The sequence below is a fragment of the Pseudomonas sp. AC112 genome (genome assembly GCF_979253545.1).
The window spans coordinates 6,333,018-6,357,719 of sequence record NZ_CEEDCM010000001.1 but is presented as its reverse complement, the minus strand read 5'-3'; the positions used below and the strand labels follow the sequence as shown (position 1 = coordinate 6,357,719).

Here is a 24,702-nt window from a genome sequence, read left to right as displayed (position 1 = left end):
GAATAGTTGCAAAACATGACTAGAGAGTCACCCAACAACAGGCTCTATGGCAAGGCTTGCGCGCTTTCTTGTTCGCTGCGCTGCGCCTGAAGGTTAAACTGCGCGGCTTTCTTGAAGGAGTTCACATGAGTCACTACCAGCCGGGCATTCTTGCCGCACCGGTGCCGTTGCAGGCACGCCATCTGTTTTTTGCCGTGGAGGCCCTGGCAGCCGTGCCCGCTGCGCTGGATGCGCTGGTGCCGTTGGCCGATTCGGCGGCGGTGGTCGGTTTTGGCGAGCCGCTGGTCAGCGCACTGGGCGCCCGCATTGATGGCCTGCGCGCCTTTCCCACGGTCAGCGGGCCGGGCGCGCATAACCCATCGACCCAACAGGCCTTGTGGGTGTGGCTGCATGGCGAGGATCGCGGTGAATTGCTGTTGCGCAGCCGCGCCGTGGAAAAGGCCCTGGCCCCGGGCTTTCGCCTGGTGCAATCGACCGAAGGCTTTCGCTACAAGACCGGTTTTGACTTGACCGATTACGAAGACGGCACCGAAAACCCCCACGACGACGCCGCGGTTGAAGCCGCGCTGACCGACAGCGGCGCCAGCTTTGCCGCGATCCAGCAATGGCAGCACGACCTGGATGGGTTTGCGGCGTTGCCTGCACAAGAGCGCGATCACATTATCGGCCGCCGGCATGGTGACAATGAAGAGTTGGAGGACGCTCCCGAGTCGGCTCACACCAAGCGCACCGCGCAGGAGAGTTTCACGCCCGAAGCCTTCGTGGTCCGTCGCTCGATGCCGTGGGCCGAGAACGGCCAGGCCGGGTTGATGTTTCTTGCGTTTGGGCATTCGTTCGATGCGTTTGAAGCCCAGTTGCGGCGGATGAGTGGGTTGGAGGATGGGATTGTCGATGGGTTGTATCGCGTGAGTACGCCGTTGACGGGGGGGTATTACTGGTGTCCGCCGATCAAGGGTGGGCATTTGGATCTGAGCGCGGTTTTTGCCTCGGTGTAAATCCAAATTTTTTCGCCGCGCTGTAAATTCAAACTGTAGGAGCCGGCAAGCCGGCTCCTACAGGCGGTGTGGTGGTGGGCTAGATCAGGCCATCATCTGTTCTGCATACCCATCTGTGCAAACAGCGGCATCGTCCCGGCGCCGCGGCAATGACGGCAGCCATACACCTCCAGTACCACCGGTTCTTTCACCACCGCCTTCGGCGTGCGTTCGAACCAGGTCGGCGCGACAAAGCGGTAACCCAACCCCGGCGCCGTGGCGATATAGAACGACTCATCGTCGCCCAGGGTGCGGCGCAGTGTTTTTATCTGCGTGCGCAGGTTGCATTCCTCCACCACCAGCTTTGGCCAGGCGATGTCGAGCAGTTCGGTTTTCTGCAGCAGTTCGCCGGGCCGTGAGGCGAGGGCGATCAGCAGGGTCAGGGCGCGGTTGCCCAGGTTCACCGGCTGACCATGCTTGAGCAATTGATGGCGCTTGGGCAGCAGTCGATAGGGGCCGAAGTGAATCTCTGTGCAACCGTCGTCTTCGAGGAGAGTTCTGGATGAATAATTCATGTCGGTCATAGATCACCTGGAAGTTTTTTCAGAGTAAGCCCGCCTGCACACGAGTCCTTTGGTTATTAGTGCAGTTGCACTAACAGGCGCGGGGAAAGTTATTCGCCAAGCAAGTAGGCTGCTTGGGACGAGTTATCAAACGCGATGATTAAGTCGCTTCTGTTACAAATCGAAATATCTATAAAGTTTGGCAAAAGGCTATTAGCGAAAAATGTGAAGTCGTCGCGAAAATAACGGCCACACCTTGCTTTGCTGGTCATATTCGTTGCCTCTTATTGTTCACTTTTGTTCGGGTGATGGCGTGTAAGTGCACGTAGACAGCGGCCTGTAGCGTGTTTTTATTTTTTAATGAAAGTTCCATGCCTCGCCGGCGATGAGTTTTTCTCAACGCCAGGTTGAGCCAAACCTTTCACGGCGCCTGCCTGAAACGTTTCACAAGCTTTCACAGCGAAGGCGTTTTGATCGTGAGTAGTATGGATCCCATGCAAACCAACGGCGGTTCGAAGGCTCACTGTCTGACGTTTTGGGCATTCACCGGTTTGCATACTTTCAGCGTGCTGTTGCGCAACTGAAATAACTTCCCTATCGATGCAAGGAGATGAACATGGCTGATGTCCCACCAGTAAAAGCAGGCGGCGCCGACGACGCTATCGCGAAGATGGAAGCGACCTTCAACATGGCTATCGAGAAGTCGGCCAAGATCACCGAAATCAGCACCGCGAAAAAAGCGGAGCTCGACGCCACCAAACAGCGTCCGCAGAACTGATTCGCCAAACGGGCGGCGCCGGCGCTGCCCGTTTACCTCCCAAGTCCCGTTTTTATCCTGATTCTTGACCCCGTTGCACAGGCTCAAGGGGGCAAACCCGACTATGACAGCCCTGATTTCCCTGGGTCCGGTCGCCGCTACTGGCGCACCGACCTTGACGGTGACCGGTGGTTTGCATCAGGGCAGTTCCCTGGTGCTCGACCAGCCTGTCTATACCATCGGCGCCGACCTGGCGGCTGATTTGGTGCTCAGCGATCCCGGCATTGCCGGCCTGCATTTGCGCCTGCGTTTTGAGGGCGGCCAGGTGGCCGTCGAAGCGTTGGGCGGCGACGTACTGATCGCCGGCAATGTGCGAATCCCCCACGGCAGCGGCCATCGCGCGCGGTTGCCACTGCAGCTGCGTATCGGCACGGCGGGTGTGAGCCTGGCGTTGCCTGGCGGTGCTGAAAAACCGTCGGACGCGCCACGCAAATTGACCCCCTGGATTGTCGCGTTCGTGCTGCTGTTTATCTGTGCCGGTGCGCTGGCGGTGCGTAGCGAAGCGCCACTGCTGCCCGCAACCGCCGTCGCCGAGGTTGCGCCGGTGAAAAAAGCCTCCCGCGAGCACGCCAAGGCCTGGTTGGAACAGCAACTGCAAGCCGCCCACCTGGACACCGTGAAGGTCAGCAACAGCAACGGCCAGCTCAGCGCCACCGGCACCTTCGAACAGTCGCAAAAACCGCAGTGGCTGGCCTTGCAGCAAGCCTTCGACCAGCGTTACGGCCAGCAGATCGTGCTCAACCCGCGCGTCGCCGTGCGCGCCGATGCAGCCGCCCCGCGGGTGCGCTTCCAGGCCGTATGGTTCGGCCCCCACCCCTACGTGATCAACGACAGCGGCAAGCGCCTGTACCCCGGCGCGGCGCTGGCAGACAACTGGGTGCTGGAGCGTATCGAAAACAACCAAGTCATCCTCGCCCGTGGCGCGGAGCGCTTCACCTTCACCCTATGAGCTCACGCATGAAAGTCGAACCCCGCCCGCTCATCCCCAGTGACGTACGCAGCGCGCCAGTCGAAGCCGTGCGCCCGGTCAACTCGCGTCAGGCCACCGCGTTCGAAGCGGTGCTCAAGACCCGCAAGACCCAAACCCGCCGCTCCCTGCGCAGCGATCTGGAAGCACTCACCAGCGCCGCCGGCGTCGACTCGCTGCTGTTCGGCAGTGCCCGTTCCCTGGAACTGCTGGAGCACGTGATGGAACACATCCTGCCAAGCCTGGACGCCGAGCCCCACATCAAGGCGCTGGCCGTTGAACTGATCAGCGAAGAAATCGAGATGCGCCGCACCCTCGCACAGCAACGCTCGGAGGTACACGCCTGATGGCCCGCGATAACGACGACGCCGTGCAACTGCTCAAGGGCATTGGCGAACTGTACCGGCGCAACGGCCAGTCCCAGCGCGCCCTGGTGATGTTGCTGATCGCCGTCAACGTCGCACCCGACGACGGCGTGCTGCTGCGCTCGCTGGTGCTGGCCTTCACCGACAGCGGCGACCCGGCCCGCGCCCTTGGCGCCTTGGACCGCCTGGTGGTGCTCGAAGGCGAGTCCGCCAGCCTGATGCTGCTGCGCGCCCGCGCGTTGTGGTACGGCGAACGCAAGGACGAAGCGCGCCAGTGCTTCAAGCGCTACCTGGCCGCACGCAGGGCCGGCGCATGAATGCACTCAACCGCCTGAACAACCTGGCGCGCCTGGCTGCACAGCGCACTGACGTGATCATCGTCGCCTTTATGCTGATGGCGATTGTGATGATGATCATCCCGCTCCCCACCTACCTGGTGGATGCGCTGATCGGCCTCAACATTGCCCTGAGCATCCTGATCCTGATCGTCGCGTTCTACATCGGCCACTCCGTGGAGTTCTCCGCGTTACCGCCGCTGATCCTGCTCAGCACGCTGTTTCGCCTGTCCCTGTCGATCACCACCACACGCTTGATCCTGCTGCATGGCGACGCCGGCCATATCGTCAAGGCCTTCGGCGACTTCGTGATCGCCGGCCAAGTGGTGGTGGGCATGGTGGTGTTCCTGATCATCACCGTGGCGCAGTTCGTGGTCATCACCAAGGGCGCCGAACGTGTGGCGGAAGTGGCCGCGCGCTTCACCCTGGACGCAATGCCCGGCAAGCAGATGAGCATTGACAACGACCTGCGCAACGGCGATATCGACCAGCCCGAAGCACGCCGCCGCCGCTCGCGCCTGGAGCGTGAAAGCCAGATGTTCGGCGCGATGGACGGCGCCATGAAGTTTGTCAAAGGCGACGCCATCGCCGGTTTGGTGATCCTGGCCGTCAACCTGCTCGGCGGCATGCTGATCGGCATGATCGAGCGCGACATGCCCTTCGGCGTGGCAGTGCACACCTACTCGTTGCTGACCGTGGGTGACGGGCTGATCGCCCAGATTCCGGCGCTGCTGATTTCCGTGGCGGCGGGCACCGTGGTCACCCGCGTCAACAGCGACGGCGAAGCCGGGGACCTGGGCAGCGAGATTATCAAGCAACTGGGCGCCAGCTACCGCGCGCTGGGCTTGACCGCGTTGATCATGATTGGCGTGAGCCTGTTGCCGGGTTTTCCGACCTGGGTGTTCCTTGGCTTGTCCCTGGTGTTTGGCGGCGCGGCATTCATGATGTATCGCCGGCATAACCGTGGGACTGATGAAGGTGAGGTGCTGGTCGAGGCACCGGAGCCAGCGGTCGAAGTGCACGCCGAGCTGGACGACAACCTGCTGCCCGATACCCGCGTAGTGCTGACCCTCGGCAGCGGCGTGTCCCAGAGCGCGCCGCGCCAGTTGCTGCGCCAGCGCGTCGAAGCGTTGTGCCACGACCTGCGCACCGACCTCGGCGTGGACGTGCCGGTGCCGGGCATCTACATGGAAGCCAAGGCCAGCGCGGGCAGTTTTCGCGTGTCTCTGGAAGGCGTGCCGGTGAGCGAAGGCGAATTGCCGATCAACTGCCTGCTGTTGCAGGACGACCCCGTGCACGTGCAATTGCTCGACATCACCACGGTACAGGCCGATTCACCGCTCAATGGCCGCAGCGCCCACTGGATCGAGCGTCAGCATGAAGACACGTTGCGCAACGCCGGCATCGGTTTCCTGCTGCCCGACGAAGTCCTGCGCGGTGTGTTGGAGCGCAGCCTGCGCCGCTACGCCGCCGACTTCCTCGGCATCCAGGAAACCCGCCTGTTGCTGGAGCGCACCGAGGCCACGTACAGCGAACTGGTCAAGGAAGCCCTGCGCCTGGTGCCGCTGCAGCGGGTGGCTGAAACCCTGCGCTTGCTGGTCAGCGAAGGGGTATCGATCCGCAACCAGCGCGCCTTGCTCGAAGCCATGGTGGAGTGGGGCGCCCGCGAAACCGACGCTGGGCGCCTGGCCGAACATTTGCGCGCGGCGTTGGCGCGGCAGATCAGCCATCAGTACGCCGACCGCAATCGGGTGATCGGCGCGCTGGTGCTGGCGCCGGGCCTGGAAGACCAGTTGCGCGGTTCCCTGCGTCGCCAGGAACCGCAGCGCGACCTGATCCCCGAAGAAGTCAGCCGCGCCTTGCTCGCCCAGCTGCGCCAGGCCTGCGAAAACACCCGTGAGGTCAACAGCGCGGTGTTGCTGGTGCACCCGGAACTGCGCCGCAGCCTGCGTCGCCTGGTCTTGCGCGGTGAGTTGGAGCTGGCGGTGCTGTCGTTCCGCGAGCTGGCCACTGAGTACAACCTGCAAGCGCTGATGACCATCAGCCTCACCGAGATTTCCAACCGCCGCGCGCCTGCCGCGGCTTCCGTCACTGCCCTGGCGTCTGCCTCATGATGCGTTTTTGCGTGCTGTTGCTGAGTGTTTTTGCGTGTGTGAGCCAGGCTCAGGAAATCGCTGCTGGCGCCGGTGGCTCGATCGCCCTGTCCTCGGGGGAGGGGCGCATTCTGCACTTTGTCGCGCCCGTGGATTCGGTGCTGGTGGCCGAACCGAATGTGGCCGACCTGCAAGTGGTGTCACCCGGCACGATCTATATCTTCGGCAAGGCACCGGGCAATACCAGCCTGATCGCCCTCGGCAGCGACGGCAAGCAACTGGCGAGCCTGACCCTGGCCGTCAGCAGTGGCAGCCAGGCGGTGACCACCCCCATGCAGGCCTTGCACCCCGGCAGTGGCGCGCAGGTCAGCGGCGCCGGCAACCGCTTGATCGCCAAGGGCACGCTGGGTTCGGTGGCGGAAGCGACGGACCTTAACGCGTTGCTCAACCCACAGGGCCAAGGCTTCCAGAGCGCGATCAACACCGCTGAGTACGCGGGGTCTGCCCAGGTGAACCTGCGGGTGCGGTTTGCCGAAGTGTCCCGCTCGGAGCTGCTGCACTACGGCGTGAACTGGAACGCGATGTTCAATAACGGCACCTTCTCGTTCGGCCTGATCACCGGTGGCCCGTTGGCAGCGGCGTCGGCGGGTGGCTTGGCGGCGGCGGGCGCCGGCTCGGGCAATGTGAATATCGACGGCATGCTCGACGCCTTGCAGGCCAACGGCGTGCTGCAGATTCTCGCCGAGCCGAATATCACCGCCATGACCGGCCAGACCGCCAGCTTCCTCGCGGGTGGCGAAGTGGCGATCCCGGTGCCGGTCAACCGTGACCTGGTGGGCATCGAATACAAGTCGTTCGGCGTGTCGCTGCTGTTCAACCCGACCCTGCTGCCCAACGGCCGCATCGCCCTGCAAGTGCGCCCGGAAGTCAGCAGTGTGGTCAGCGGCGGCACCGTGGATTTCGGCAACTTCCATGTGCCGTCCTTCAGTGTGCGCCGCGCCGATACGCGGGTGGAAGTCGGCAGTGGGCAGACCTTCGCCATCGCCGGCCTGTTCCAGCGCGAAAGCAGCCAGGACATCGAGAAACTGCCGCTGCTGGGAGACCTGCCAATCCTCGGCAACCTGTTCCGCTCCAAGCGCTTCCAGCGCAATGAAACCGAGTTGGTGATCCTTATCACGCCCTACCTGGTTGAGCCGGTGCGCGGTCGCACCCTCGCCACGCCCCTGGACGCACAATCGGCTACCGCAGCAGCCTCCGGACCGCGCAGCGGCGGGGCGTTCGGTTTCTACATGAATTGATCAGGGGGCCTGCCATGACTGCTTTGCGAGTGTTGATGCTGTTGCCCCTGGCACTGATGGGTTGCCAGACCCATTTGGCGCCGACGTATTACTCGTCCGAATACCGCGCGGATGGCTTGCCAACCCAGTGTCAGCAACCGCCGGCCACCGACACCATCGGCCTGGGCGAAGACTTCAAGCCGACCCTGGCATTGGGCTGCGCGAATAACTTGAACCTGATGCAGATGGTCGAGCGCAAGCAGGACCTGACCCAAGGCCGCCCGACTGGCCCGGCGATGGCCGCCCCCGTAGGCCGCGCCGCCCAGGTCTACATCGAAGGCTTCGACCGCGAGCAGCTACAGCGCCGCAAAGACCAACAAGAAGCCAAGGCTGGCGCAGCGGGGGGCCAACAATGACCGCTTGTACGCTGATCCCATGTAGGAGCTGGCTTGCCAGCGATAGCGGCCTCCCAGCCAACCCAAATCTACCTGACACCCCACATACCAACTGTGGGAGCGGGCTTGCTCGCGAAAGCTTTGTGTCTGGCGCTAGAGATTTCGGGGTGGGGTACATATCTATTGCTGCGGTAACGGCCGCTTATGGTTGCGCTCTTACAGCGGGTCACTTTTGGAAGCCAGATCAAAAGCAATCGTGTGTTGTGTCAGTTGGGGGCTACCAACCCCAGCTCTTTTGCTTGCGCCACCGGATCACTGATGGCTTTGATGCGTTTCGCTTCCACCACCAACCGTTCACGCTCGGCAGCCGGAATGTCATCCAGCGGCAGTGTGGCAACCCGCTGCTCATAACCGGCCAGCACCATCACCAACAGCACATTGCGCTGGTGCCGAGGCAAGGCGCGGGGCGATTGGGTGACCGGGGCGATGGTGTCCAACGCCTGTTGCGACTGCCCACCCAGCGCGTACGCCAGGGCCAGGTTGCAACGGTTGTCGAGGTCGTCGGGCTTGAGGCTCAGGCTCTTGGCGAACGCACTTTGCGCTGCACCGGCCTGGCCATTGAGGATCTGCGCGACACCCAGGCGGGTGTAGGCCACCGGCAAGTGGCTGATCTCGGCGGCCTGGCCCAGGGCGGTGACCGCACGCTGGGTCTTGCCCAACTGCAATTGCGCGGTCCCCAGGCCGAGCAGGGCGTCGGCATTGCGCGCGTCGAAACCCAGGGCCTGCTGGTAGGCACGCTCTGCGCCCGTCGCGTCCTTGGCGTCGAGCCTGGCCTGGCCGAGCTTGAGCCACCGCTCGATACCGGCGCCAGGTTGCTGCGCCGCACGCTCGTACAGCGCCGCCGCACTGGCATAGTCGCCGCGCTTGCTCAGGTCATCGGCCAGCTGCAAGGACTTGTCGGAATCGGTCGCGGGCTTGCTGGAGCAGGCAGCCAGCAACAGGGTACTGGCGAGCAGAAAATTCTTGGACATCGTCACAACTCGTCTGGCGAAGGCGGACGCCATGTAAGCATATTTTTGCTGGCCGTCCTATGCCTGTTCAACAGCAGTTTTGCCCGCGCCGCCGAAGAGCCCGCGTGGTTCTCCCAGCCGTACGCCTACGTGCTGGTCGACCAGGATGTACGCAGCGCCCTGGAAGAATTCGGCCACAACCTCGAGGTGCCGCTGGTGCTCTCCGACAAGGTCCGCGGCAAGGCCCGCAGCACCCTTCGCGCGGCCACCGCCGGGGAGTTCCTGCAGGACCTGTGCAGCACCAACGGCCTCACCTGGTACTTCGACGGCAACCTGTTGTACCTCAACGCCAGCGATGAAATCAGCACCAAGCTGTTCAAGGCCAGTGCCCTGGACCTGGACCTGTTGCAGGCCTACCTCAACAACCTCGATGTGTTCGGCCAGCAGCTGTCCATGCGCAACGGCCCCGAGGGCGACGAAGTGTTCGTGTCCGGACCACCGCCGTACCTGGCGCTGGTGCAACAGCATGTCGACCACCTGCAACCCAAGACCCTGGCCGCCCCGGTGGCGCGCGAGCGGGGCGTGCGGGTGTTCCGTGGCGCTCAAGTCAGTACCGAAACCTCAACCCAGTAAAGGAGCAGCACCATGTCCGTAACGGCCGTAGACAGCAATCTCGCCCCTGGTGGCGCCAGCCCTGAAGCCAAGTTCAATGCCGCGGTGGATAACGCCAAGGCCGCCGACAAACCTGCCGAGCCGACCGACGCCGAGCTCACCGATTCGTTCATCACCCAGGCGGTCACCTACGGCGGCCAGTTCATCATCATGCCGAAGATGCAGGAACTGCTGAACGACGCCATGTCCGATGACGACGAAGAATAGGAAGCCCCTATGACTATCAGTCTCGCCGCCGGCGCATCGGCGTTGCCGCCGTCTGCCGGCGCGGGGCCCGCTGGGGCCTCGCAGAACCTGTTCGAGCACATGGCCAACACCGCCAAGGGCATGCCCGAAGGCGCCAGCCCGCACCAGATCGGCTCGGGCCTGATGGAGCGGATGAACAGTTTTATCGACCGCACACGGGCTTTTTCCGAGCGTGCCGACCTGCTCACCAATAACCCGTCGTCACCGCCGCCAGCCCAGGCAGAGATCCGCACAGCCAGTGCCTCGCCATCGGCAGAGCCGGGGAAAAAAGTCGGCGAGCAACAGGTCGACCAGATCGTCCACTCCCTGGGCAAGATGTTCGACTACTCCATCGAAACCCAGATGGTGGTGCGCGGCGCGACGCAGATTTCCGGGTCCGCCAACACCTTGCTCAAGGGTCAATAACCGTATGCCAAGCCCAAACCGCGCCTTGCGCCTGTTGCTGATCGGCCTGCTCGCCAGCCTGCTGCAAGCGTGCAACACCGACCTCTACACCAACCTCAGCGAGCGTGACGCCAACGCCATGGTCGCGGTGCTGCTGCGCGGTGGTATCCCGGCGGAACGCAAGGCCCAGGACAACGGCCAGCTCAAGGTGGTGGTCGACGAATCGCGCTTTGCCGAAGCCATGACCCTGCTCGATAACGCCGGCCTGCCGCAGCAGAGTTTTTCCAACATGGGCGAGGTGTTCAAGGGCAATGGCCTGGTGTCGTCGCCGGTGCAGGAGCGGGCGCAGATGATCTATGCGTTGAGCGAAGAACTGTCCCACTCGGTGTCGCAGATCGACGGCATCGTTGCCGCCCGTGTGCACGTGGTGCTGCCGGACAACGACTTGCTCAAGCGCGTGATCTCGCCGTCGTCGGCCTCGGTGCTGGTGCGTTACGACCCGGGCACCGACATCAACACGCTGATCCCACAGATCAAGACCCTGGTGGCCAACGGCATTTCCGGGCTCAGCTACGACGGTGTCTCGGTGACCGCGATCAAGGCCGCTGTCGCCATCAGCCAAAACCCGGCGCAACCACGGCTGGCGCGCTTCCTGGGCCTGTGGCTGCTGGAAGATAACCTGCCACAGGCACGCTTGATGTTCGGTGCGCTGTTCCTGATCGCACTCGGTGCGCTGGGCGTGCTGGCCCGCCAGCAATGGGTGCGCCGCCAGTCCCAGGCGCTGTATGTGCTCAAGGAGGGTGAATGAGTGTGTTCGAGCGTTGGCAGGAGCTGGTGGCCGAGCCCTTGCAGTTCGTGAGTGGGTCCAGCCTGGGCGGGTGTTTTGCCGATGAGTTGCCCGAGGCGGTGCTGCAGGCGATGCAGGGCCAGCCGCGCTTTCGCCAGCGCCTGGAACAGCTGCTGGTCAGCCATTACCAATTGGCGCCCATGGATCAATTGATCACACCTGTGGCGGCGGACTTGCCGGTGTTGCTGCTGTCGCCGGCGCAGTTCGCCCGCTTGCCGAGGCAGTGCGGGGCGATCTGGCATGCCTCGACCCTGAGCCGGGAGATCCGTCGCGAGGTGGTCAATGAGCTGCGCGAAGGCCTCGGCGCCGAAGTCTTCGTGGCCGCCCTGGCCTTGCGCCAGCTGGGTGGCGCGGCGGATCTGCTGCGTGATCCCGCTGAATTGGTCGAGGCGATCGACCGCGACGGCCAGGGCTGTGTCGCCGCGTGGTTGCACGCCCAACCTGCCGACTGGCAGGGCTGGTTGCGTTTGCGGTTTGCCTTTCCCCAGGGCCACGGCGCCAGGGTGCCCCGCGACCTGGAGATCGTCCAGGCCGCTGCCGCGTGCCTGCTGGCCGAGGAGATTACGCCATGAGTGAATTGCCGAGTCGTCCCACCGCCCGCATCCTGCGCGCAGAAGAGGCCGCGTTGTGGAGCGACGGTTTTGCCTTCCTGCAAGCGGCCAAGGCACAGGCCGAACAGATCAAGACCGACAGCGAACAATGGCTGAGCAGCGCCCGCGCCGAGGGCTTTGAAAGTGCTCGGCAGGAAGGCGCCGAACAGGTGGCGCAGTTGCTGCTGCAGACCCAGTCCCAGGTGCAGCACTACTTGAGCAGCCTGGAAGCGTCCCTGGCCGACCTGGCCCTGGGCATCGTGCGCGAAGTGTTGGGCGAACTGGATAACGCCGATCGCGTGGTGCGCAGTACGCGCCAGGCCTTGAGTGCGTTTCGCCAGGACCAGGCCCTGACCCTGTGGGTGCCGCCGGCGGAAGTCGATGCACTGCGCCAGCGCCTCACGCTGGAAGGGCTGGCGATTGCGGTGGACGCCGATGAACAGTTGCTCGCCGGCCAGGCACGCCTGAACAGCCCGGCCGGTTCCGTGGAGTTGGGCCTTGAAGCCCAATTAAACAACCTGCGGCGCAGCTTGTTGCCTTTCGCCGAAGAGGGCGTGGCATGAACCTTGAGCAGTTGCTGCCTCGACTCAGCGCACGCCTGGCCCAGGCGCGTCTGCGGCCCATGCACGGCTCGGTGCTGAGCATTCGTGGTGTGCTGCTGCGGGCCAGTGTGGCGGGCGCGAGCATTGGCGAATTGTGCCAACTGCGCGACCCCGGCAGCGCGCGCAGCCTGAGTGCCGAAGTGATCGGTTTTGAGGGTGACGAGGCGATCCTGTCGCCCATTGGCTCCATGGAGGGGCTGTCCACGCGCACCCAGATCACCGCCACCGGCGAGACCCTGGGCGTGGCGGTCGGTGATGCGCAGTTGGGGCGGGTGATCAGCCCCATGGGGGATTTCCTCGATGGCGACGGCCTTCCACCGACCGTGGCCTTGCAGCATTACCCGCTGCATGCCGAACCGCCGGCACCGTTTTCCCGGCAACTGATCGTGCGCTCAATGGCCCTGGGCATTCGCTCCATCGATGGCTTGTTGACCTTGGCCCAGGGCCAGCGCATGGGGATATTTGGTGAGCCCGGCGTGGGCAAGTCGTCGTTGCTGGCCAGCATCATTCGCAACAGCGAAGCGGATGTGATCGTGATCGGGCTGATTGGCGAGCGGGGCAGGGAGGTGCGCGAGCTGCTCGATGTGCAACTGGATGCCCAGGCCCGTGCGCGTACGGTGGCGGTGGTCGCGACGTCGGATCGTCCGGCGGCCGAGCGGGTACGTGCGGCGTTTGTCGCCACCACTCTGGCTGAATATCACCGTGACCAGGGTCGCACTGTGTTGCTGTTGATGGACAGCCTGACTCGCTTTGCCCGTGCGCAGCGTGAGATCGGCCTGGCTGTGGGTGAGCCGCCGACTCGACGGGGTTATCCACCGTCGTTTTTTTCGGCTTTGCCGCGTCTGCTGGAACGCGCTGGTCCGGGACCCACGGGCAGCATCACCGCGCTGTACACCGTGCTCACCGAGGGCGACGCCGCCAGTGATCCGGTGGCCGAGGAAGCCCGTTCGATCCTCGACGGACATATCGCCCTCAGCGCCGAACTGGCGCAGCGTAATTACTTCCCAGCAGTGGATGTGTTGCGCAGTCGTAGCCGCTTGATGGAGCAGGTCGCCGGTGAGGAACACAAGCGCCTCGCCATGCGCATCCGCGAATTGATGGCGCGGTATGGCGAGATCGAGATGCTGATTCGCGTGGGCGAATACTCCGCCGGCAGCGACCCGCTGGCGGACGAGGCGATAAACCGTCACGCGGCCATCGAAGCCTTCTTGCGTCAGAACGCTGATGAACCGAGCAGTCTGGAGCAGACCCTGATCCGCATGCGGCAGGTGTTGGCATGAAGTTGGATGCATATGCTGGTTTTTGTAGGAGCTGGCTTGCCGGCGATGGCGGTCTATGGGGGTACATATCCATTGCTGCGGTAACGGCGACTTATGGTTCCGCTCTTACAGCGGGTCACTTTTGGAAGGACCCAAAAGTAACCAAAAGGTCCTCGCCCCACCACTCGGCACCTCGCCTAGGCTCGGTGTGCCCTCACTCCGGCTTGAATCCGTGGGCCGCCGCCACGCGCCATCCATGGCGCGGGGCGGCTAACCCGGCGTCCTGCCGGGTTACCCACGGATTCAAGCCTGCGTTCGGCCAGCGTGGTTTTACGGGGCGCCTCAGATCAACAGCAAGATCAAAGGCAAGAGCAAGATCAAGAGCGGCTCGCTTCGCATCGTGGGTACGTGTAGGAGCTGGCTTGCCGGCGATGGCGGTGTATCGGTCACAGAGGGATCTGGTTGACCTGCCGAATTTGCCGGCAAGCCAGCTCCCACATTGGATCTTCATGGGGTCCTCGATGTGTTTTGGCATGAAAATGGAGACAACCGAATGAAAACCGAACAACTGCGCACCCTGCAATCCTTGCGGGTCTTGCGTGAGCAAAGGGCCGCGAGCCAACTGGCTGCGCAGCAGCAGCGCTGTGAGCAGACGCACGGTGTGTTGACCGACGCCAAGGAGCAGTTGCGTGTGCACCGGGAAGCCATCGCCGAGGAGGCGCGCCAGGTGTATGCGTCGCTCACCGAGGGCTTGTCGGTGGCGAGTTGGCAGGCTGCTCAGGACCGTTTGCGCGGTTTGTCGGATGACCAGCAGCAATTGGAAAACGATGTGACCCATGTGTCCATTACCCTGGAAAGCCAGGAGCGTGAGCGTGACTTGTTCCGTCAGGAACGCTTGAGCCGCCAGCGTCAGTCGGATGCCTGGCAAAGCCTGCTGGAAGGCCGTGAGAGCGATGAGCGTCGGGTGGGTGAGTTGCGTGATGAAGGCACCGGCACATGATCGCCGCCCTTGCCGACCCGCTGTCGCCGTGGTTGACCCACTACGACCCGGCGTTACTGGCCCTGCATAACCAGGTGCACCGCCGCCGTCGTCCCTGGCAGGGCCGTTGTGCCGGGCAGGACTTGCGTGTGTCCTGGGCCGCCGAGCCCCAGGTGCTTGTGGCACCACATGAGGTGTTGCTGGCGCTCGGTCGCGCTCCGGCGCGGCTGCGTTTGTCCGCCGCTGCGCTGGAGCAATGGGTGCTGCCACTGGCATTACCGTTCGATGTGCAGCAACTGCCGGCGTTGCCGCGTTCGTTGTTGTTGGAGTTGGCGGTGCTCGACCTGATCGAAACCTTGGAACCGTTGCTCGGCCATCCGGTGCAGTTGCTCGACGCCGCTGACGGCCAGGCGGTGTTTGCCATGCAAGTGGCGCTGGAGCTGAGCTTCGGCAGCCAGCCGGCGATGAGCGCCCAACTGGAGCTGAGCGAAGGCGCCGCCGTGCTGGTGGCGCAGTTGCTGGCGCAATACGCACCGATCGCGCCCGACCCGTTGCCAGCCCTGCGCCAGACCCTGGCGGTGGTGGCGGGGCGGCAATGGTTGAGTCTCGGTGAGCTGCGCAGCCTGCGCCCCGGCGATGTGCTGATGCTGGAGCAAGGCCCCGGCCTGCTGCTGGACCTCGACGGCCGCCTGCAGGCCCGCTGCCAATACCAGGGTGAAGTCCTGCGCCTGCAGGAAGCCTTGAAAGCCCCCTTTCTGGAACCGGAGAACACCATGACCGATGTTGATGCCGCCACGGCGCTGGATGACTTGCCGTTGAAACTGGTGTGCCAGGTCGGCAGCCTGGAACTGACCCTGGCGCAATTGCGCGAACTGGGTGCGGGCAGCCTGTTGCAGCTCAACACGCCGGGCGTGGACAGCGTCGACCTGATGGTCAACGGCCGCCGCGTCGGCCAGGGCCAACTGGTAAAAATCGGTGACGGCCTGGGTGTGCGCCTACTGAGTTTCGCCACCCCATGACCGGTTATCAGCCGAACCTGATCGAGATCATCCTGGTCGTTGCGACGATCGGGTTGATCCCGTTGGCGGTGGTGACGCTCACCGGGTTCATGAAGATCTCGGTGGTGCTGTTCCTGATCCGCAACGCCCTCGGCGTGCAACAGACCCCACCTAACCTGGTGCTCTACGGCATTGCACTGATCCTCTCGGTATACGTGACCACGCCGTTGATTGGCGACATGTACCGCCAGGTGGAGGGCCGCGATCTCAACATCGAGCATGTGGAGCAGCTCAAGGACCTGGGTGACGCCCTGCGCCCGCCGTTGCAGGCGCATTTGGCGCGGTTTGCCAATGAGTCCGAGCGTGGTTTTTTCGTGCAGGCCACCGAGACCATCTGGTCGCCGCAAGCGCGGGCCGACCTGCGTGACGATGACCTGGTGGTGCTGATTCCGGCGTTTGTCAGCTCGGAGCTGACCCGTGCGTTCGAGATCGGCTTTTTGCTCTATATCCCGTTCCTGGTGGTGGACCTGCTGGTGTCCAACGTGCTGATGGCGATGGGCATGTCGATGGTCTCGCCGAACCTGATCTCCATTCCGCTGAAGATCTTTTTATTCGTGTCCCTGAGCGGCTGGTCGCGCCTGATGCACGGTTTGATTCTGAGTTACGGCTGAGGCACGACCCATGGGCCAGGACGTATTCCTGTCATTGATGAAACAGGCACTGATGACCGTGCTGATGCTCTCCGCACCGGCGCTGGGGGTGGCGATTATCGTCGGGTTGAGTGTGGGGCTGTTCCAGGCGCTGACGCAGATCCAGGACCAGACCCTGCCCCAGGTGGTGAAGCTGGTGGCGGTGCTGCTGACCATCGTCTTCCTCGGCCCGGTGCTCGCCGGGCAAGTGGCGGAACTCGGCGGCCAGGTGCTGGACAATTTTCCGATGTGGACGCGCTGACCGCCCATGGATGCCAGCCTGACCGCGCAGTTCCTGGAAGTCGCCTACCCGGTGATCAGCTCCGCCTCGCTTGCTGCCTGCCGTGCCATGGGCGTGGTGGTGATCACCCCGGCGTTCAACCGCTTGGGCCTCACCGGGATGATCCGAGGCTGCGTGGCGGTGGCGATTTCCATCCCGATGTTCTTCCCGGTGTTCGAAGCGCTGACGTCAATGCCGGAGCACGGCAGCGTGTTTATCGCCGGGTTGTTGATCAAGGAATTCCTGATCGGCATTCTCATCGGCCTGCTGTTCGGCATTCCGTTCTGGGCGGCCGAGGTGGCGGGGGAGTTGATCGACCTGCAACGCGGCTCGACCATGGCGCAACTGGTGGACCCGTTGTCGTCCGGGGAATCCAGCGTGATGGCGACCTTGCTCACGGTGATGCTGATCACCCTGTTCTTCATGTCCGGCGGGTTCATCCTGATGGTCGACGGTTATTACCACAGCTACCAGCTCTGGCCGGTCACCTCGTTTACGCCGGTCTTCGCCAGCTCGGCGTTGCTGGCGGTGTTGTCGATCCTCGACCAGATCATGCGTGTTGGCGTGCTGATGGTCTCGCCGTTGCTGATTGCGCTGCTGGTTACCGACCTGATGCTCGCCTACCTGTCGCGCATGGCGCCGAACCTGCACATCTTCGACCTGTCGCTGCCGGTGAAAAACCTGTTTTTCACGATCCTGATGGTGATCTATATCGGCTTCCTGATCCCGATGATGCTCGACCAACTGGCGGAGTTTCGCGGCACCGTCGAACTGCTCAAGACCCTGGCCGGCATGGAGTAGCCCATGGCCGATACCAGCGAAGAGAAATCCCTGCCGGCCACGGACAAGAAGCTCCAGGACGCGCGCAAGAAAGGCCAGGTCGCCAAGAGCCAGGACCTGGTCTCGGGCATGGTTATCCTGTTCTGCACCCTGTGCATCTCGATCCTCGCACCGCGGGCCAAGGCCCAGGTCACCGCGCTGATCGACCTGACCGCGCAGATCTACATCGAACCGTTCGCCACCGTGTGGCCCCGGGTGCTCGACCACGCCGAGCAACTGGTGATCGGCATCACCCTGCCGGTGATGGCGGTGACCACCGGCGTGGTAATCCTGACCAATATCATCACCATGCGCGGCTTTGTGTTCTCGGTGGACCCGATCAAACCCGAGTTCAAGCGCATCAACCCGGCAGAGGGCCTGAAGAAGATCTTTGCCCTGCGCAACCTGGTGGAGTTCATCAAGGGCCTGATCAAGGTGCATGTGTTGGCGATCGCGTTCTACGTGGTCGGCAAGCACGCGTTGCAGGCGCTGATGGAATCGTCGCGCTGTGGGGCGGAGTGCATGGAGTCGACGTTTTTCCTGGTGCTCAAGCCGCTGGTGTTCACCGTGCTCTGTGCCTTCATTGTGGTGGGCGCGGTGGACGTGATGATGCAGCGCTGGCTGTTCGGCCGCGACATGAAGATGACCCGCAGCGAAACCAAGCGCGAACGCAAGGACATCGACGGCGACCCGCTGATCAAGAGCGAACGACGGCGCCAGCGCAATGAAATGCAGGCGCTGGCCACCAAGCTGGGTTTGAACCGCGCCTCGATGATGATCGGCACCACCGACGGCTGGGTGATTGGCGTGCGTTACGTGCGCGGGGAAACCCCGGTGCCGGTGATCGTGTGCCGGGCGTCGCCGGAGGAGGCGTTGTTGATGCTGCAGGAGGCGTATGACCTGGGAATTCCCCACGCGCCGGACAAGGCCCTGGCCGCTGACATTGCGCGCAAGACCGTGCCCGGCGACCCGGTGCCGGATGCCTCGTTCCAGGCCGTGGCGGACTGGCTGGTGGCGGCCCGTCTTATCTGAGGCAAGGGTGTTGTCATAGCCGTCAAGCAGGCTAAACGCGCATCGCGCCAGACGTCGGGACCGCGGTGAGAGCAAGTAAGGCAGGCGCAACCGGGTTGGCTGCGCCTATAACAGCTGACGCCTTTTGGGGGTGTTCATCGACTGACGGCAGAGGTAAATCGACAGGTGTTGCCTCTTTTACGGCAGGTTTTTCCGGGGTGCGCAGATGTTCGGGCACCTCGTTTTGCAAGGCTTTCCAGGACGGCTCTAGGGATGTCGCCGGGTTATTGATGGGCGCGGGGGCTGGTTGCTCATCGGATGTGGGCGTAGGCGCCTTGTCGCCAGTGATGGCCTCAATCGCTTTACTGGTGCCGTAGGCGGCGCCGGCAGTTGCCGCACCGGTGACGGCACCGACAGCGACTGCTTTGGCAGCACCCACCAAGGCGGGGATGATTGCAGCAAGAAATGGAAACATAAGCAGGGTCCTTCAGTGACCGGGATGGGAGTCGATCATGAGTGTCCAGAGCACCTTCTTCAGTTCCATGTCCCAGGGCTGGGCTCAATCAGCTTTTACCTGGTGGTATTCACTGCCATAGCCATCGCCCACCCGCCAGATGATGTCGTGGTTGTCATTGGTCCATTCCGATTCCTTGTAGTCATTCGGCTTGAATTGCTTATTGCCGGCCCCGATGGCTGCCAGGGTCTCGGCCTTGTCATTGCAGCGATTTGCGGGGGGGGCTGTGGTGAGCAGGCTTCTTGTGGTGAGGAGGGGCCAGCCCGCTCACCACGGATTGGGATACATCCAGTCATCAAGTGAGACTGGCTCACCGCAAATCAGTCGCTAGCCTTAGTTCTCTTAAGGACCTACCAGGAACAACGGATTTGCGCCTAGCCCCTCAATCCCACCGCCTGCGCCACGGACGATATTCGGAGCACGGACGCAGTTACCTCATCACCATCGTCGTTCACAACCGCCAACGTCTATTCACTGACGTGTTCCTGGGGCGCTTGCTGGTTCCCGAATTCCGGCACGCTCATGAATTGGGCCTGATCGACTCCCTGGCCTGGGTCATCATGCCTGACCATATCCACTGGCTATTCGAAATGAAGCAAAAGACCTTGGCCGATGTAATGCGGCGTATCAAGTCACGTAGCACGCTGACCATCAACCGTCGTCGTCAAAGCAAAGAACGTGTCTGGCAGCCCGGTTATCACGATAGGGCGGTGCGCGTGGAGGACGATGTTCGGAAAATGGCCAGGTACATCATCGTCAATCCATTGCGAGCCGGGTTGGTTGAGCGGGTAGGAGATTATTCGCTGTGGGATGCGGTTTGGCTTTGATTGAATTCAAATTGTGGCTTGTAATTGTGGTGAGCGGCCGGTGGCTTTGGCTTGTAATTGTGGTGAGCGGGCTTGCCCCGCGCTGGGCTGCGAAGCGGCCCTAAAACAGCCAATCGGGTTCTGGCTGAAAGAACGCGGTGCCTGTGTTGGGGCCGCTTCGCGGCCCAGCGCGGGGCAAGCCCGCTCACCACAGCAAGCTTGCCCACCACAGCAAGCCCGCTCACCACAGCAAGCCTGCCCACCACAGCAAGCCCCTTCACCACAGCGAGCTTGCTCCACCACCGTCAGGCATTTCCAATCGACGTCCCTACCGGTGCTGGAAACGGGGCAGGGAGGCAATGCGCAGTTTGGGTTCCTGGAGGCGGGCCAGGTCGGTTGCGATCTGGGCGCGCCAGAAGTGTGCGCCCGACAATTGCGCGTCCACCCACGCTTGGCGCAGCAGTACTTTGGCCTTGTCCACCGAGCCGTAGTGAGCCTGGCGCAGGGTCAGTTGCGCCTTGATTCGCAGCATCTGTGGCGCGAACCAGCGTTCATGGCGGCCGAGGGCCAGTTGCAGGGTGTCTTCCAGCACTTCCAGGGCGAGTTTCTCCAGGCCCAGGCGCGCCAGGCCCAGGGCGTATTCGCAGCGCAGCAGGCTGTAGAGCTGGCTGTCACCCTGGCCTTGCAGGTGATGCAGGGCTTCGCCCAGTTGCGGCACGCCGGCTTCCGGCGAACCCTCGCGGATCAGCAGGATGCTCTCGAAACACAGGCGAAATTGCCGCCAGATATGCAGGTCCTGGCCGGTGGTGCTGTGTTGCAACAGGCCCAGGTAGTAGCGCGCTTTCGGCAGGTTGGACGCCAGCAGCGCCAACGGGATTGCGCCCAGGCACAGGGTGTACCAGAGGGTCGCGGGGTGATCGAGGGAGATGGCTTCATCCACGCAGCTGCCGATCAGGCGCAGCGCCGGGTCGACATCCCCTTCGAGCAACTGCACCTTGGCCTTGAGGCAGCGGGCGGCAATGCGTTGGTCGAAGTGCACATCGATGATGTGCGAGCGTGGCGCCGACGGTGAGCCGAGGGCTTCGTCGATATTCAGCCGTGCGCCCAGCAGGTCGCCCATATGGAACAGCGCCACGGCGCGCATGCGCTTGCCGAGCAGTTGGTGGCTGCCGCTGCTGTTCAGGGCGATGTAGCGCTCGGCCAACTCCAGTGCTTCGGCGTATTGGTTGCAGCCGCAGCGGTCGGTCCACAGGCCCCAGAGTGCGCGCAATTTGTGGTCCGCATCGCCCAGGTCGCGGGCGTCTTCACGCACCTGGCGCCAGGCTTCGCGCATCGCTGTGCCGGTGCCGTAGGTGAGCATCAAGACACTGGCCAGCGCGGTCTGCAGCAACATGCGCTGGCGCAAGGGCAGCGGGATAAGGGCATCACTGGCCAGGCCCTTGTCGACCCAGGTACGGCACTCGTTGACCAGCGACAACCGCAGCCACAACGGCACGCCGCCGAGGGTCAGGTCGATGCCCAAGGAGAGATCGCCGGTGGCCGAATAGGCCCAGTCGAGCGCGGCGCGAATGGTGTTGATCTCCGGCCCATAGAGCGCCAGCCACGTGGCGGGGGACAATCCGTCCAGGGTCTTCCCGGCTTCTTGCAACATCCCCAGGGCATAGCGTGCATGACGTTGGCAGGTGGCGGTGGTTTCACCCTGTTCGTTGAGTTTTTCCAGCGCGTAGGCGCGGGTGGTTTCCAGCAGGCGATAGCGTTTGGGCACGCAGGATTCGCTGGCGATCAGCAGCGACTTGTCCATCAGGCTTTCGAGCAGGGGCAGGGCGTTGCGCGGGTCGAGGCGGCTGCTGGCGGTCATTGCCTTGACCGCGTCCAGGGTGAAGGAACCGGTGAACACCGCCAGTTGGCGCAGCAGCGTCTGCTCGTCGCCACTGAGCATGGCGTAGGTCCAATCCAGGGTCGCGCTGAGGGAGCGATGGCGGGCGAGGGCGGTGCGTCGGCCGGTCATTTGCAGGCGGAAGCTGCCGTCGAGCAGGCCCACCAGGTCTTGGATACCAAAGGTGCGCACCCGTGCGGCGGCGATCTCGATGGCCAGCGCGTTGCTGTCGAGTTTGCGGCAAATTGCGCTGACGGCTGCAACGTCTTCATCGTTGAACACAAAGCCGGGGTCGAGGGCGCGTACGCGTTCCACAAACAGGCGCACGCCGGACCAGGCCAGGGCTTGGCTGGCACTGAGATGGGCGTGCGCGTCAGGGACCTCCAGCGGCGCCAGGTCGTGCACCCGTTCGCCCTCGGCGCGCAGCGGCTCGCGGCTGGTGGTGAGCACAAAGCAGTGGGGCGCGCTGCGCAGCAGGGTTTCCACGGCGTCGGCGGTGGCGGGCAGTACGTGCTCGCAGTTGTCCAGCACCAGCAGCACGCGGCGGTTGGCCAGGTTGGCGGCCACGCAGTGCAGTGGGTCTGCGCTGACAGTCTGGATGCCCAGGGCGCTGGCGAGCATGCCGGCTACCCATTGCCCGCTGGTGGCCGGGGCGAGGTCGACAAAACAACTGCCCAGGTTGAGTTCAGCGGCCAGGCGTTGTGCCACGGCCAGGGCCACGGTGGTCTTACCGATGCCACCGGGGCCGGTGAGGGTCACGAAGCGCTGGCTCATGACCTGGTCGGCCAGGCTGGCGGTCAACGCGTCACGGCCGATCACTTCCACCGTAGGCGACGCCAGGCAGGGCTCATCAACCCGCACGGACGGCACCGGCAACGGCTCTTCACCTGCCGCCTGCACCGTGACCGGTGCGACAAAACGATAGCCGCGGCCCGGCACGGTGACGATATAGCTGAAGTTGCCATCGTCGCCCAGGGCACGGCGCAGCGCGACGATCTGCGCGCGCAGGTTGCATTCCTCCACCACCACCTTGGGCCAGGCGAAGGAGATCAGTTCGGACTTTTCCAGCAGTTCGCCGGCACGGGTCACCAGGGCAATCAACAGGTAGAGCGCGCGGCTGCCCAGGGTCACTGGCTCGCCATTGCGCAGCAACACATGCTGCCTGGCCAGTAATAGAAAGGGACCAAAGCCAATGGTGCTGTCGGGGGTGGCCGGCGCGGGGTGGTCTGCATCCATGAAGGACACTGCGTGGTGCTTGCTCGAGCTCATCAAATCATCCTTTTTATAGTCGGGCTTGTTATTGGCGATCAGGCCATTCGCCCTTTTTGGGGTACAGATGTGCAGCAGCAGTTTTGGAAAGTTGATGTCGATCAAAAGGTCGGAAGGTCGCCCTCCTTTGGGGCGTTGTGGTTTTTATGGGTGGGTCGCGGAGCGTGTTTCAGGTGATGAGACTGTCTCAGCGCTGAAACATTTTATTACTAGAAATAGGGATAAAGCAGAATGTATGCCAGTTGGCATGTAACAAACATGACAACAACCGCATGAAATTTATGGTGATTTTTGCGGTCGTCGGCGACACGCAAACGCCTTCGTTCGGAAAGGCGAATATTTCTAATTGTGTCGTTCGGGATGCCGAATAAAACGCCAGGGTTTTGGCACTGTTTTTTTGACTGTGTATCGAACTGTATCCCCGCACCATCCTGATACACCGGCATGACGTTCTATCGCGTTCGCGACACAGAGCGGATACACGCCTGGCTTTAACTCTGTCCACCAGCTGGCGCAGGCGGTCACCGACCCCAAGGCGCCCTGGCCACACTCAGTCAAGCCAGGAGACTTACCCCATGAAGCGTCCTTACGCAGCCCTCGCGGCAACCCTCGCCCTGTCTATCAGCGCCTTTGCGGCCGTGGCCCACGCCGATGAGCCCAAGCCCCAGGAAAAATGCTTTGGCGTGTCCCTCGCCGGTGCCAACGATTGCGCTGCGGGCAAAGGCACTTCGTGCGCCGGCACCGCCACCACCGACTACCAGGGCAATGCCTGGGTGTTGGTGGACAAAGGCACCTGCACCCAAATCAAGACGCCCAAAGGCTTTGGCAGCCTGACGGAGCAGCCATGAGCCGAGCGGCCCCGGCGCTGATCCAGCGCCTGCTCCCCGAAGCCCTGCTGTTGCTGGTGGCCCGGGTGGCGGTCGCGGCGGTGTTCTTTCTGTCAGGGCGCACCAAGGTCACCGGGTTGCTTGAACTCAAGCCGTCGACCTACACGCTGTTCCGCTCGGAATACGCCTTGCCGCTGATCCCGCCGGAGTGGGCGGCGCACTTGGCGACTTACGCCGAGCACCTGTTCCCGCTGTTGCTGGTGCTGGGCCTGCTGACCCGTCCGGCGGCCGCTGCGTTGCTGGGCATGACCCTGGTGATCGAGGTGTTTGTGTACCCCGATGCCTGGCCGGTGCACCTGACCTGGGCGGGCCTGTTGTTGCCGCTGCTGGCGTATGGCGGTGGGGCCTGGTCGCTGGACCGCCTGATCTCAGGCAAACGTTCATAACTTTGATGGAGATTTCCAATGCGTATGCTTTCTTCCCTGGCCATTGCCATGGCCCTGACGGTCCCGATGCTGGCCGAGGCGGCAGATGCCCCACAGCCCGGCACCGGTAAAAGCGTGGTGATCGTGCCCGGTTCGTTTGTTGACGGTTCCGGCTGGCGCGTGGTGCACGACATCCTGATTCACAAGGGCTACAAGGTCACCGTGGTGCACCAGGGCCACGAGAGCCTGGCCGCCGATGTGGCCGAGGCGCGCGAAGTGCTGGAGCAGCAAGTCGGCCCGGTGGTGCTGGTGGGCCACAGTTCTGGTGGCGGGGTGATCTCGATTGCCGGCGACCGCGACAAGGTCAAGTCGCTGGTCTACGTCTCGGCGCTGCAGCCGGAGGTGGGTGAGAACATGGCCCAACTCATCGGCTCAATGCCAGCCCCCAGCGATGACATCAAGGCCAGCCGCGACGGTCACCTGTTTTTCGATCGCGCCAAATTCAACGCCGACTTTGCCGCCGACCTGACCACCAACCGCACCGACTTCATGGCCGCCTCCCAAGTGCCGGCGACCACCGCTTTGTTTGGCGGCACCGTGTGGGCCGCGGCCTGGCACAAAAAACCGACCTACGCGGTGGTCTCCACCGAAGACCGTGCCCTGAGCCCGGACCTGCAGCGTTGGATGTACAAGCGCGCCGGCTCCAAGGTCACCGAAATCAAGGCCAGCCACTCGGTGTACATCTCCCAGCCTGAGGCTGTGGCGAAGGTCATCGAAGACGCTGCTTCCGTTATCAAGTAATTCACCCCAACC

Annotated in this window: 29 protein-coding genes; 25 read left to right on the top strand and 4 right to left on the bottom strand. The window is 63.2% G+C overall.

Annotation, left to right across the window (positions count from 1 at the left end; translation table 11 throughout):
- The first annotated feature begins 125 nt into the window (after window positions 1–125).
- Complete coding sequence (locus tag AC0IYN_RS29220) at window positions 126–995, top strand: Dyp-type peroxidase (RefSeq protein WP_406599157.1); 870 nt, start codon at window positions 126–128, stop codon at window positions 993–995.
- Between the two features lie 92 nt (window positions 996–1,087).
- On the opposite strand, the gene AC0IYN_RS29215 is transcribed toward AC0IYN_RS29220, so the two are convergent.
- Complete coding sequence (locus tag AC0IYN_RS29215) at window positions 1,088–1,549, bottom strand: winged helix-turn-helix domain-containing protein (protein WP_457239987.1); 462 nt, start codon at window positions 1,547–1,549, stop codon at window positions 1,088–1,090.
- 604 nt (window positions 1,550–2,153) lie between these two features.
- On the opposite strand from AC0IYN_RS29215, the gene AC0IYN_RS29210 reads away from it, so the two are divergent.
- The 7 genes from AC0IYN_RS29210 (at window position 2,154) to AC0IYN_RS29180 (ending at window position 7,807) form a co-directional block, all read left to right on the top strand.
- Complete coding sequence (locus AC0IYN_RS29210; protein ID WP_016969018.1) at window positions 2,154–2,315, top strand: hypothetical protein; 162 nt, start codon at window positions 2,154–2,156, stop codon at window positions 2,313–2,315.
- 103 nt (window positions 2,316–2,418) lie between these two features.
- Window positions 2,419–3,303: a SctD/MshK family protein gene (locus AC0IYN_RS29205; protein WP_457239984.1), complete on the top strand. Its 885-nt coding sequence runs from the start codon at window positions 2,419–2,421 to the stop codon at window positions 3,301–3,303.
- Window positions 3,304–3,311: 8 nt separating this feature from the next.
- Window positions 3,312–3,668 carry a hypothetical protein gene (locus AC0IYN_RS29200; protein WP_078047840.1) on the top strand — a complete coding sequence of 119 codons (357 nt, stop codon included), beginning with the start codon at window positions 3,312–3,314 and terminating at the stop codon, window positions 3,666–3,668.
- Window positions 3,668–4,003 (top strand): tetratricopeptide repeat protein, encoded by a 336-nt coding sequence (locus AC0IYN_RS29195; protein WP_406599160.1) that lies wholly within the window; start codon window positions 3,668–3,670, stop codon window positions 4,001–4,003. Before AC0IYN_RS29200 ends, AC0IYN_RS29195 begins: the two co-directional genes overlap by 1 nt.
- A complete protein-coding gene (gene sctV, locus AC0IYN_RS29190) occupies window positions 4,000–6,135 on the top strand; it encodes a type III secretion system export apparatus subunit SctV (protein ID WP_457267160.1) in 2,136 nt (711 codons plus the stop codon). The genes AC0IYN_RS29195 and sctV overlap by 4 nt, the downstream gene beginning before the upstream one ends.
- Window positions 6,132–7,412 carry a type II and III secretion system protein family protein gene (locus tag AC0IYN_RS29185; RefSeq protein ID WP_471844508.1) on the top strand — a complete coding sequence of 427 codons (1,281 nt, stop codon included), beginning with the start codon at window positions 6,132–6,134 and terminating at the stop codon, window positions 7,410–7,412. The genes sctV and AC0IYN_RS29185 overlap by 4 nt, the downstream gene beginning before the upstream one ends.
- A gap of 14 nt (window positions 7,413–7,426) precedes the next feature.
- A complete protein-coding gene (locus AC0IYN_RS29180) occupies window positions 7,427–7,807 on the top strand; it encodes a hypothetical protein (protein WP_099493875.1) in 381 nt (126 codons plus the stop codon).
- A gap of 245 nt (window positions 7,808–8,052) precedes the next feature.
- On the opposite strand, the gene AC0IYN_RS29175 is transcribed toward AC0IYN_RS29180, so the two are convergent.
- Entirely contained in the window at window positions 8,053–8,817 is a 765-nt protein-coding gene (locus AC0IYN_RS29175; RefSeq protein ID WP_457239981.1) for a tetratricopeptide repeat protein, read from the bottom strand.
- Window positions 8,818–8,865: 48 nt separating this feature from the next.
- Here AC0IYN_RS29175 and AC0IYN_RS29170 point away from each other — a divergent pair, with 48 nt between their 5' ends.
- From AC0IYN_RS29170 to AC0IYN_RS29110, 13 genes are all read left to right on the top strand, one after another.
- Window positions 8,866–9,429 carry a type III secretion protein gene (locus tag AC0IYN_RS29170; protein ID WP_457239986.1) on the top strand — a complete coding sequence of 188 codons (564 nt, stop codon included), beginning with the start codon at window positions 8,866–8,868 and terminating at the stop codon, window positions 9,427–9,429.
- A gap of 12 nt (window positions 9,430–9,441) precedes the next feature.
- The gene (locus tag AC0IYN_RS29165; RefSeq protein ID WP_078047846.1) at window positions 9,442–9,675 is read left to right on the top strand and encodes a hypothetical protein; all 234 of its coding nucleotides are present in this window, start codon (window positions 9,442–9,444) and stop codon (window positions 9,673–9,675) included.
- A gap of 9 nt (window positions 9,676–9,684) precedes the next feature.
- Window positions 9,685–10,119: a hypothetical protein gene (locus tag AC0IYN_RS29160; protein WP_457239980.1), complete on the top strand. Its 435-nt coding sequence runs from the start codon at window positions 9,685–9,687 to the stop codon at window positions 10,117–10,119.
- Between the two features lie 4 nt (window positions 10,120–10,123).
- A complete protein-coding gene (gene sctJ, locus AC0IYN_RS29155; RefSeq protein ID WP_406599164.1) occupies window positions 10,124–10,906 on the top strand; it encodes a type III secretion system inner membrane ring lipoprotein SctJ in 783 nt (260 codons plus the stop codon).
- Window positions 10,903–11,517, top strand: coding sequence for a type III secretion protein (locus tag AC0IYN_RS29150; RefSeq protein ID WP_457239979.1), 615 nt, complete (start codon window positions 10,903–10,905; stop codon window positions 11,515–11,517). The genes sctJ and AC0IYN_RS29150 overlap by 4 nt, the downstream gene beginning before the upstream one ends.
- The gene (locus AC0IYN_RS29145; RefSeq protein ID WP_406599166.1) at window positions 11,514–12,098 is read left to right on the top strand and encodes a FliH/SctL family protein; all 585 of its coding nucleotides are present in this window, start codon (window positions 11,514–11,516) and stop codon (window positions 12,096–12,098) included. Before AC0IYN_RS29150 ends, AC0IYN_RS29145 begins: the two co-directional genes overlap by 4 nt.
- Window positions 12,095–13,417, top strand: coding sequence for a FliI/YscN family ATPase (locus AC0IYN_RS29140; RefSeq protein WP_471844503.1), 1,323 nt, complete (start codon window positions 12,095–12,097; stop codon window positions 13,415–13,417). The genes AC0IYN_RS29145 and AC0IYN_RS29140 overlap by 4 nt, the downstream gene beginning before the upstream one ends.
- Before the next feature lie 532 nt (window positions 13,418–13,949).
- Entirely contained in the window at window positions 13,950–14,396 is a 447-nt protein-coding gene (locus AC0IYN_RS29135; protein WP_457239977.1) for a hypothetical protein, read from the top strand.
- Window positions 14,393–15,394, top strand: a complete 1,002-nt coding sequence (sctQ, locus tag AC0IYN_RS29130) for a type III secretion system cytoplasmic ring protein SctQ (RefSeq protein ID WP_457247791.1) — start codon at window positions 14,393–14,395, stop codon at window positions 15,392–15,394. Before AC0IYN_RS29135 ends, sctQ begins: the two co-directional genes overlap by 4 nt.
- Window positions 15,391–16,044: a type III secretion system export apparatus subunit SctR gene (gene sctR, locus AC0IYN_RS29125; RefSeq protein WP_078047854.1), complete on the top strand. Its 654-nt coding sequence runs from the start codon at window positions 15,391–15,393 to the stop codon at window positions 16,042–16,044. Before sctQ ends, sctR begins: the two co-directional genes overlap by 4 nt.
- 10 nt (window positions 16,045–16,054) lie before the next feature.
- Complete coding sequence (locus tag AC0IYN_RS29120; protein WP_016969171.1) at window positions 16,055–16,324, top strand: EscS/YscS/HrcS family type III secretion system export apparatus protein; 270 nt, start codon at window positions 16,055–16,057, stop codon at window positions 16,322–16,324.
- Window positions 16,325–16,330: 6 nt separating this feature from the next.
- Window positions 16,331–17,143 (top strand): type III secretion system export apparatus subunit SctT, encoded by an 813-nt coding sequence (sctT, locus tag AC0IYN_RS29115; RefSeq protein WP_016978389.1) that lies wholly within the window; start codon window positions 16,331–16,333, stop codon window positions 17,141–17,143.
- Between the two features lie 3 nt (window positions 17,144–17,146).
- Window positions 17,147–18,193: an EscU/YscU/HrcU family type III secretion system export apparatus switch protein gene (locus AC0IYN_RS29110; RefSeq protein WP_471844499.1), complete on the top strand. Its 1,047-nt coding sequence runs from the start codon at window positions 17,147–17,149 to the stop codon at window positions 18,191–18,193.
- 31 nt (window positions 18,194–18,224) lie between these two features.
- Here AC0IYN_RS29110 and AC0IYN_RS29105 read toward each other — a convergent pair whose 3' ends face one another.
- Complete coding sequence (locus AC0IYN_RS29105; protein ID WP_457247792.1) at window positions 18,225–18,647, bottom strand: hypothetical protein; 423 nt, start codon at window positions 18,645–18,647, stop codon at window positions 18,225–18,227.
- Between the two features lie 407 nt (window positions 18,648–19,054).
- On the opposite strand from AC0IYN_RS29105, the gene AC0IYN_RS29100 reads away from it, so the two are divergent.
- A complete protein-coding gene (locus tag AC0IYN_RS29100; RefSeq protein WP_457267167.1) occupies window positions 19,055–19,513 on the top strand; it encodes an REP-associated tyrosine transposase in 459 nt (152 codons plus the stop codon).
- 307 nt (window positions 19,514–19,820) lie between these two features.
- Here AC0IYN_RS29100 and AC0IYN_RS29095 read toward each other — a convergent pair whose 3' ends face one another.
- Window positions 19,821–22,604 carry an ATP-binding protein gene (locus AC0IYN_RS29095; RefSeq protein ID WP_471844848.1) on the bottom strand — a complete coding sequence of 928 codons (2,784 nt, stop codon included), beginning with the start codon at window positions 22,602–22,604 and terminating at the stop codon, window positions 19,821–19,823.
- A gap of 608 nt (window positions 22,605–23,212) precedes the next feature.
- Between AC0IYN_RS29095 and AC0IYN_RS29090 the strand changes: the two genes are divergently transcribed.
- The 3 genes from AC0IYN_RS29090 to AC0IYN_RS29080 are packed head-to-tail and all read left to right on the top strand — an operon-like array spanning window position 23,213 to window position 24,690.
- Window positions 23,213–23,485 (top strand): BufA1 family periplasmic bufferin-type metallophore, encoded by a 273-nt coding sequence (locus tag AC0IYN_RS29090; RefSeq protein ID WP_078047860.1) that lies wholly within the window; start codon window positions 23,213–23,215, stop codon window positions 23,483–23,485.
- Entirely contained in the window at window positions 23,482–23,910 is a 429-nt protein-coding gene (locus tag AC0IYN_RS29085; RefSeq protein ID WP_457239707.1) for a DoxX family protein, read from the top strand. Before AC0IYN_RS29090 ends, AC0IYN_RS29085 begins: the two co-directional genes overlap by 4 nt.
- A gap of 18 nt (window positions 23,911–23,928) precedes the next feature.
- Window positions 23,929–24,690, top strand: coding sequence for an alpha/beta fold hydrolase (locus tag AC0IYN_RS29080; protein ID WP_471844495.1), 762 nt, complete (start codon window positions 23,929–23,931; stop codon window positions 24,688–24,690).
- The last annotated feature ends 12 nt before the right edge of the window (window positions 24,691–24,702 follow it).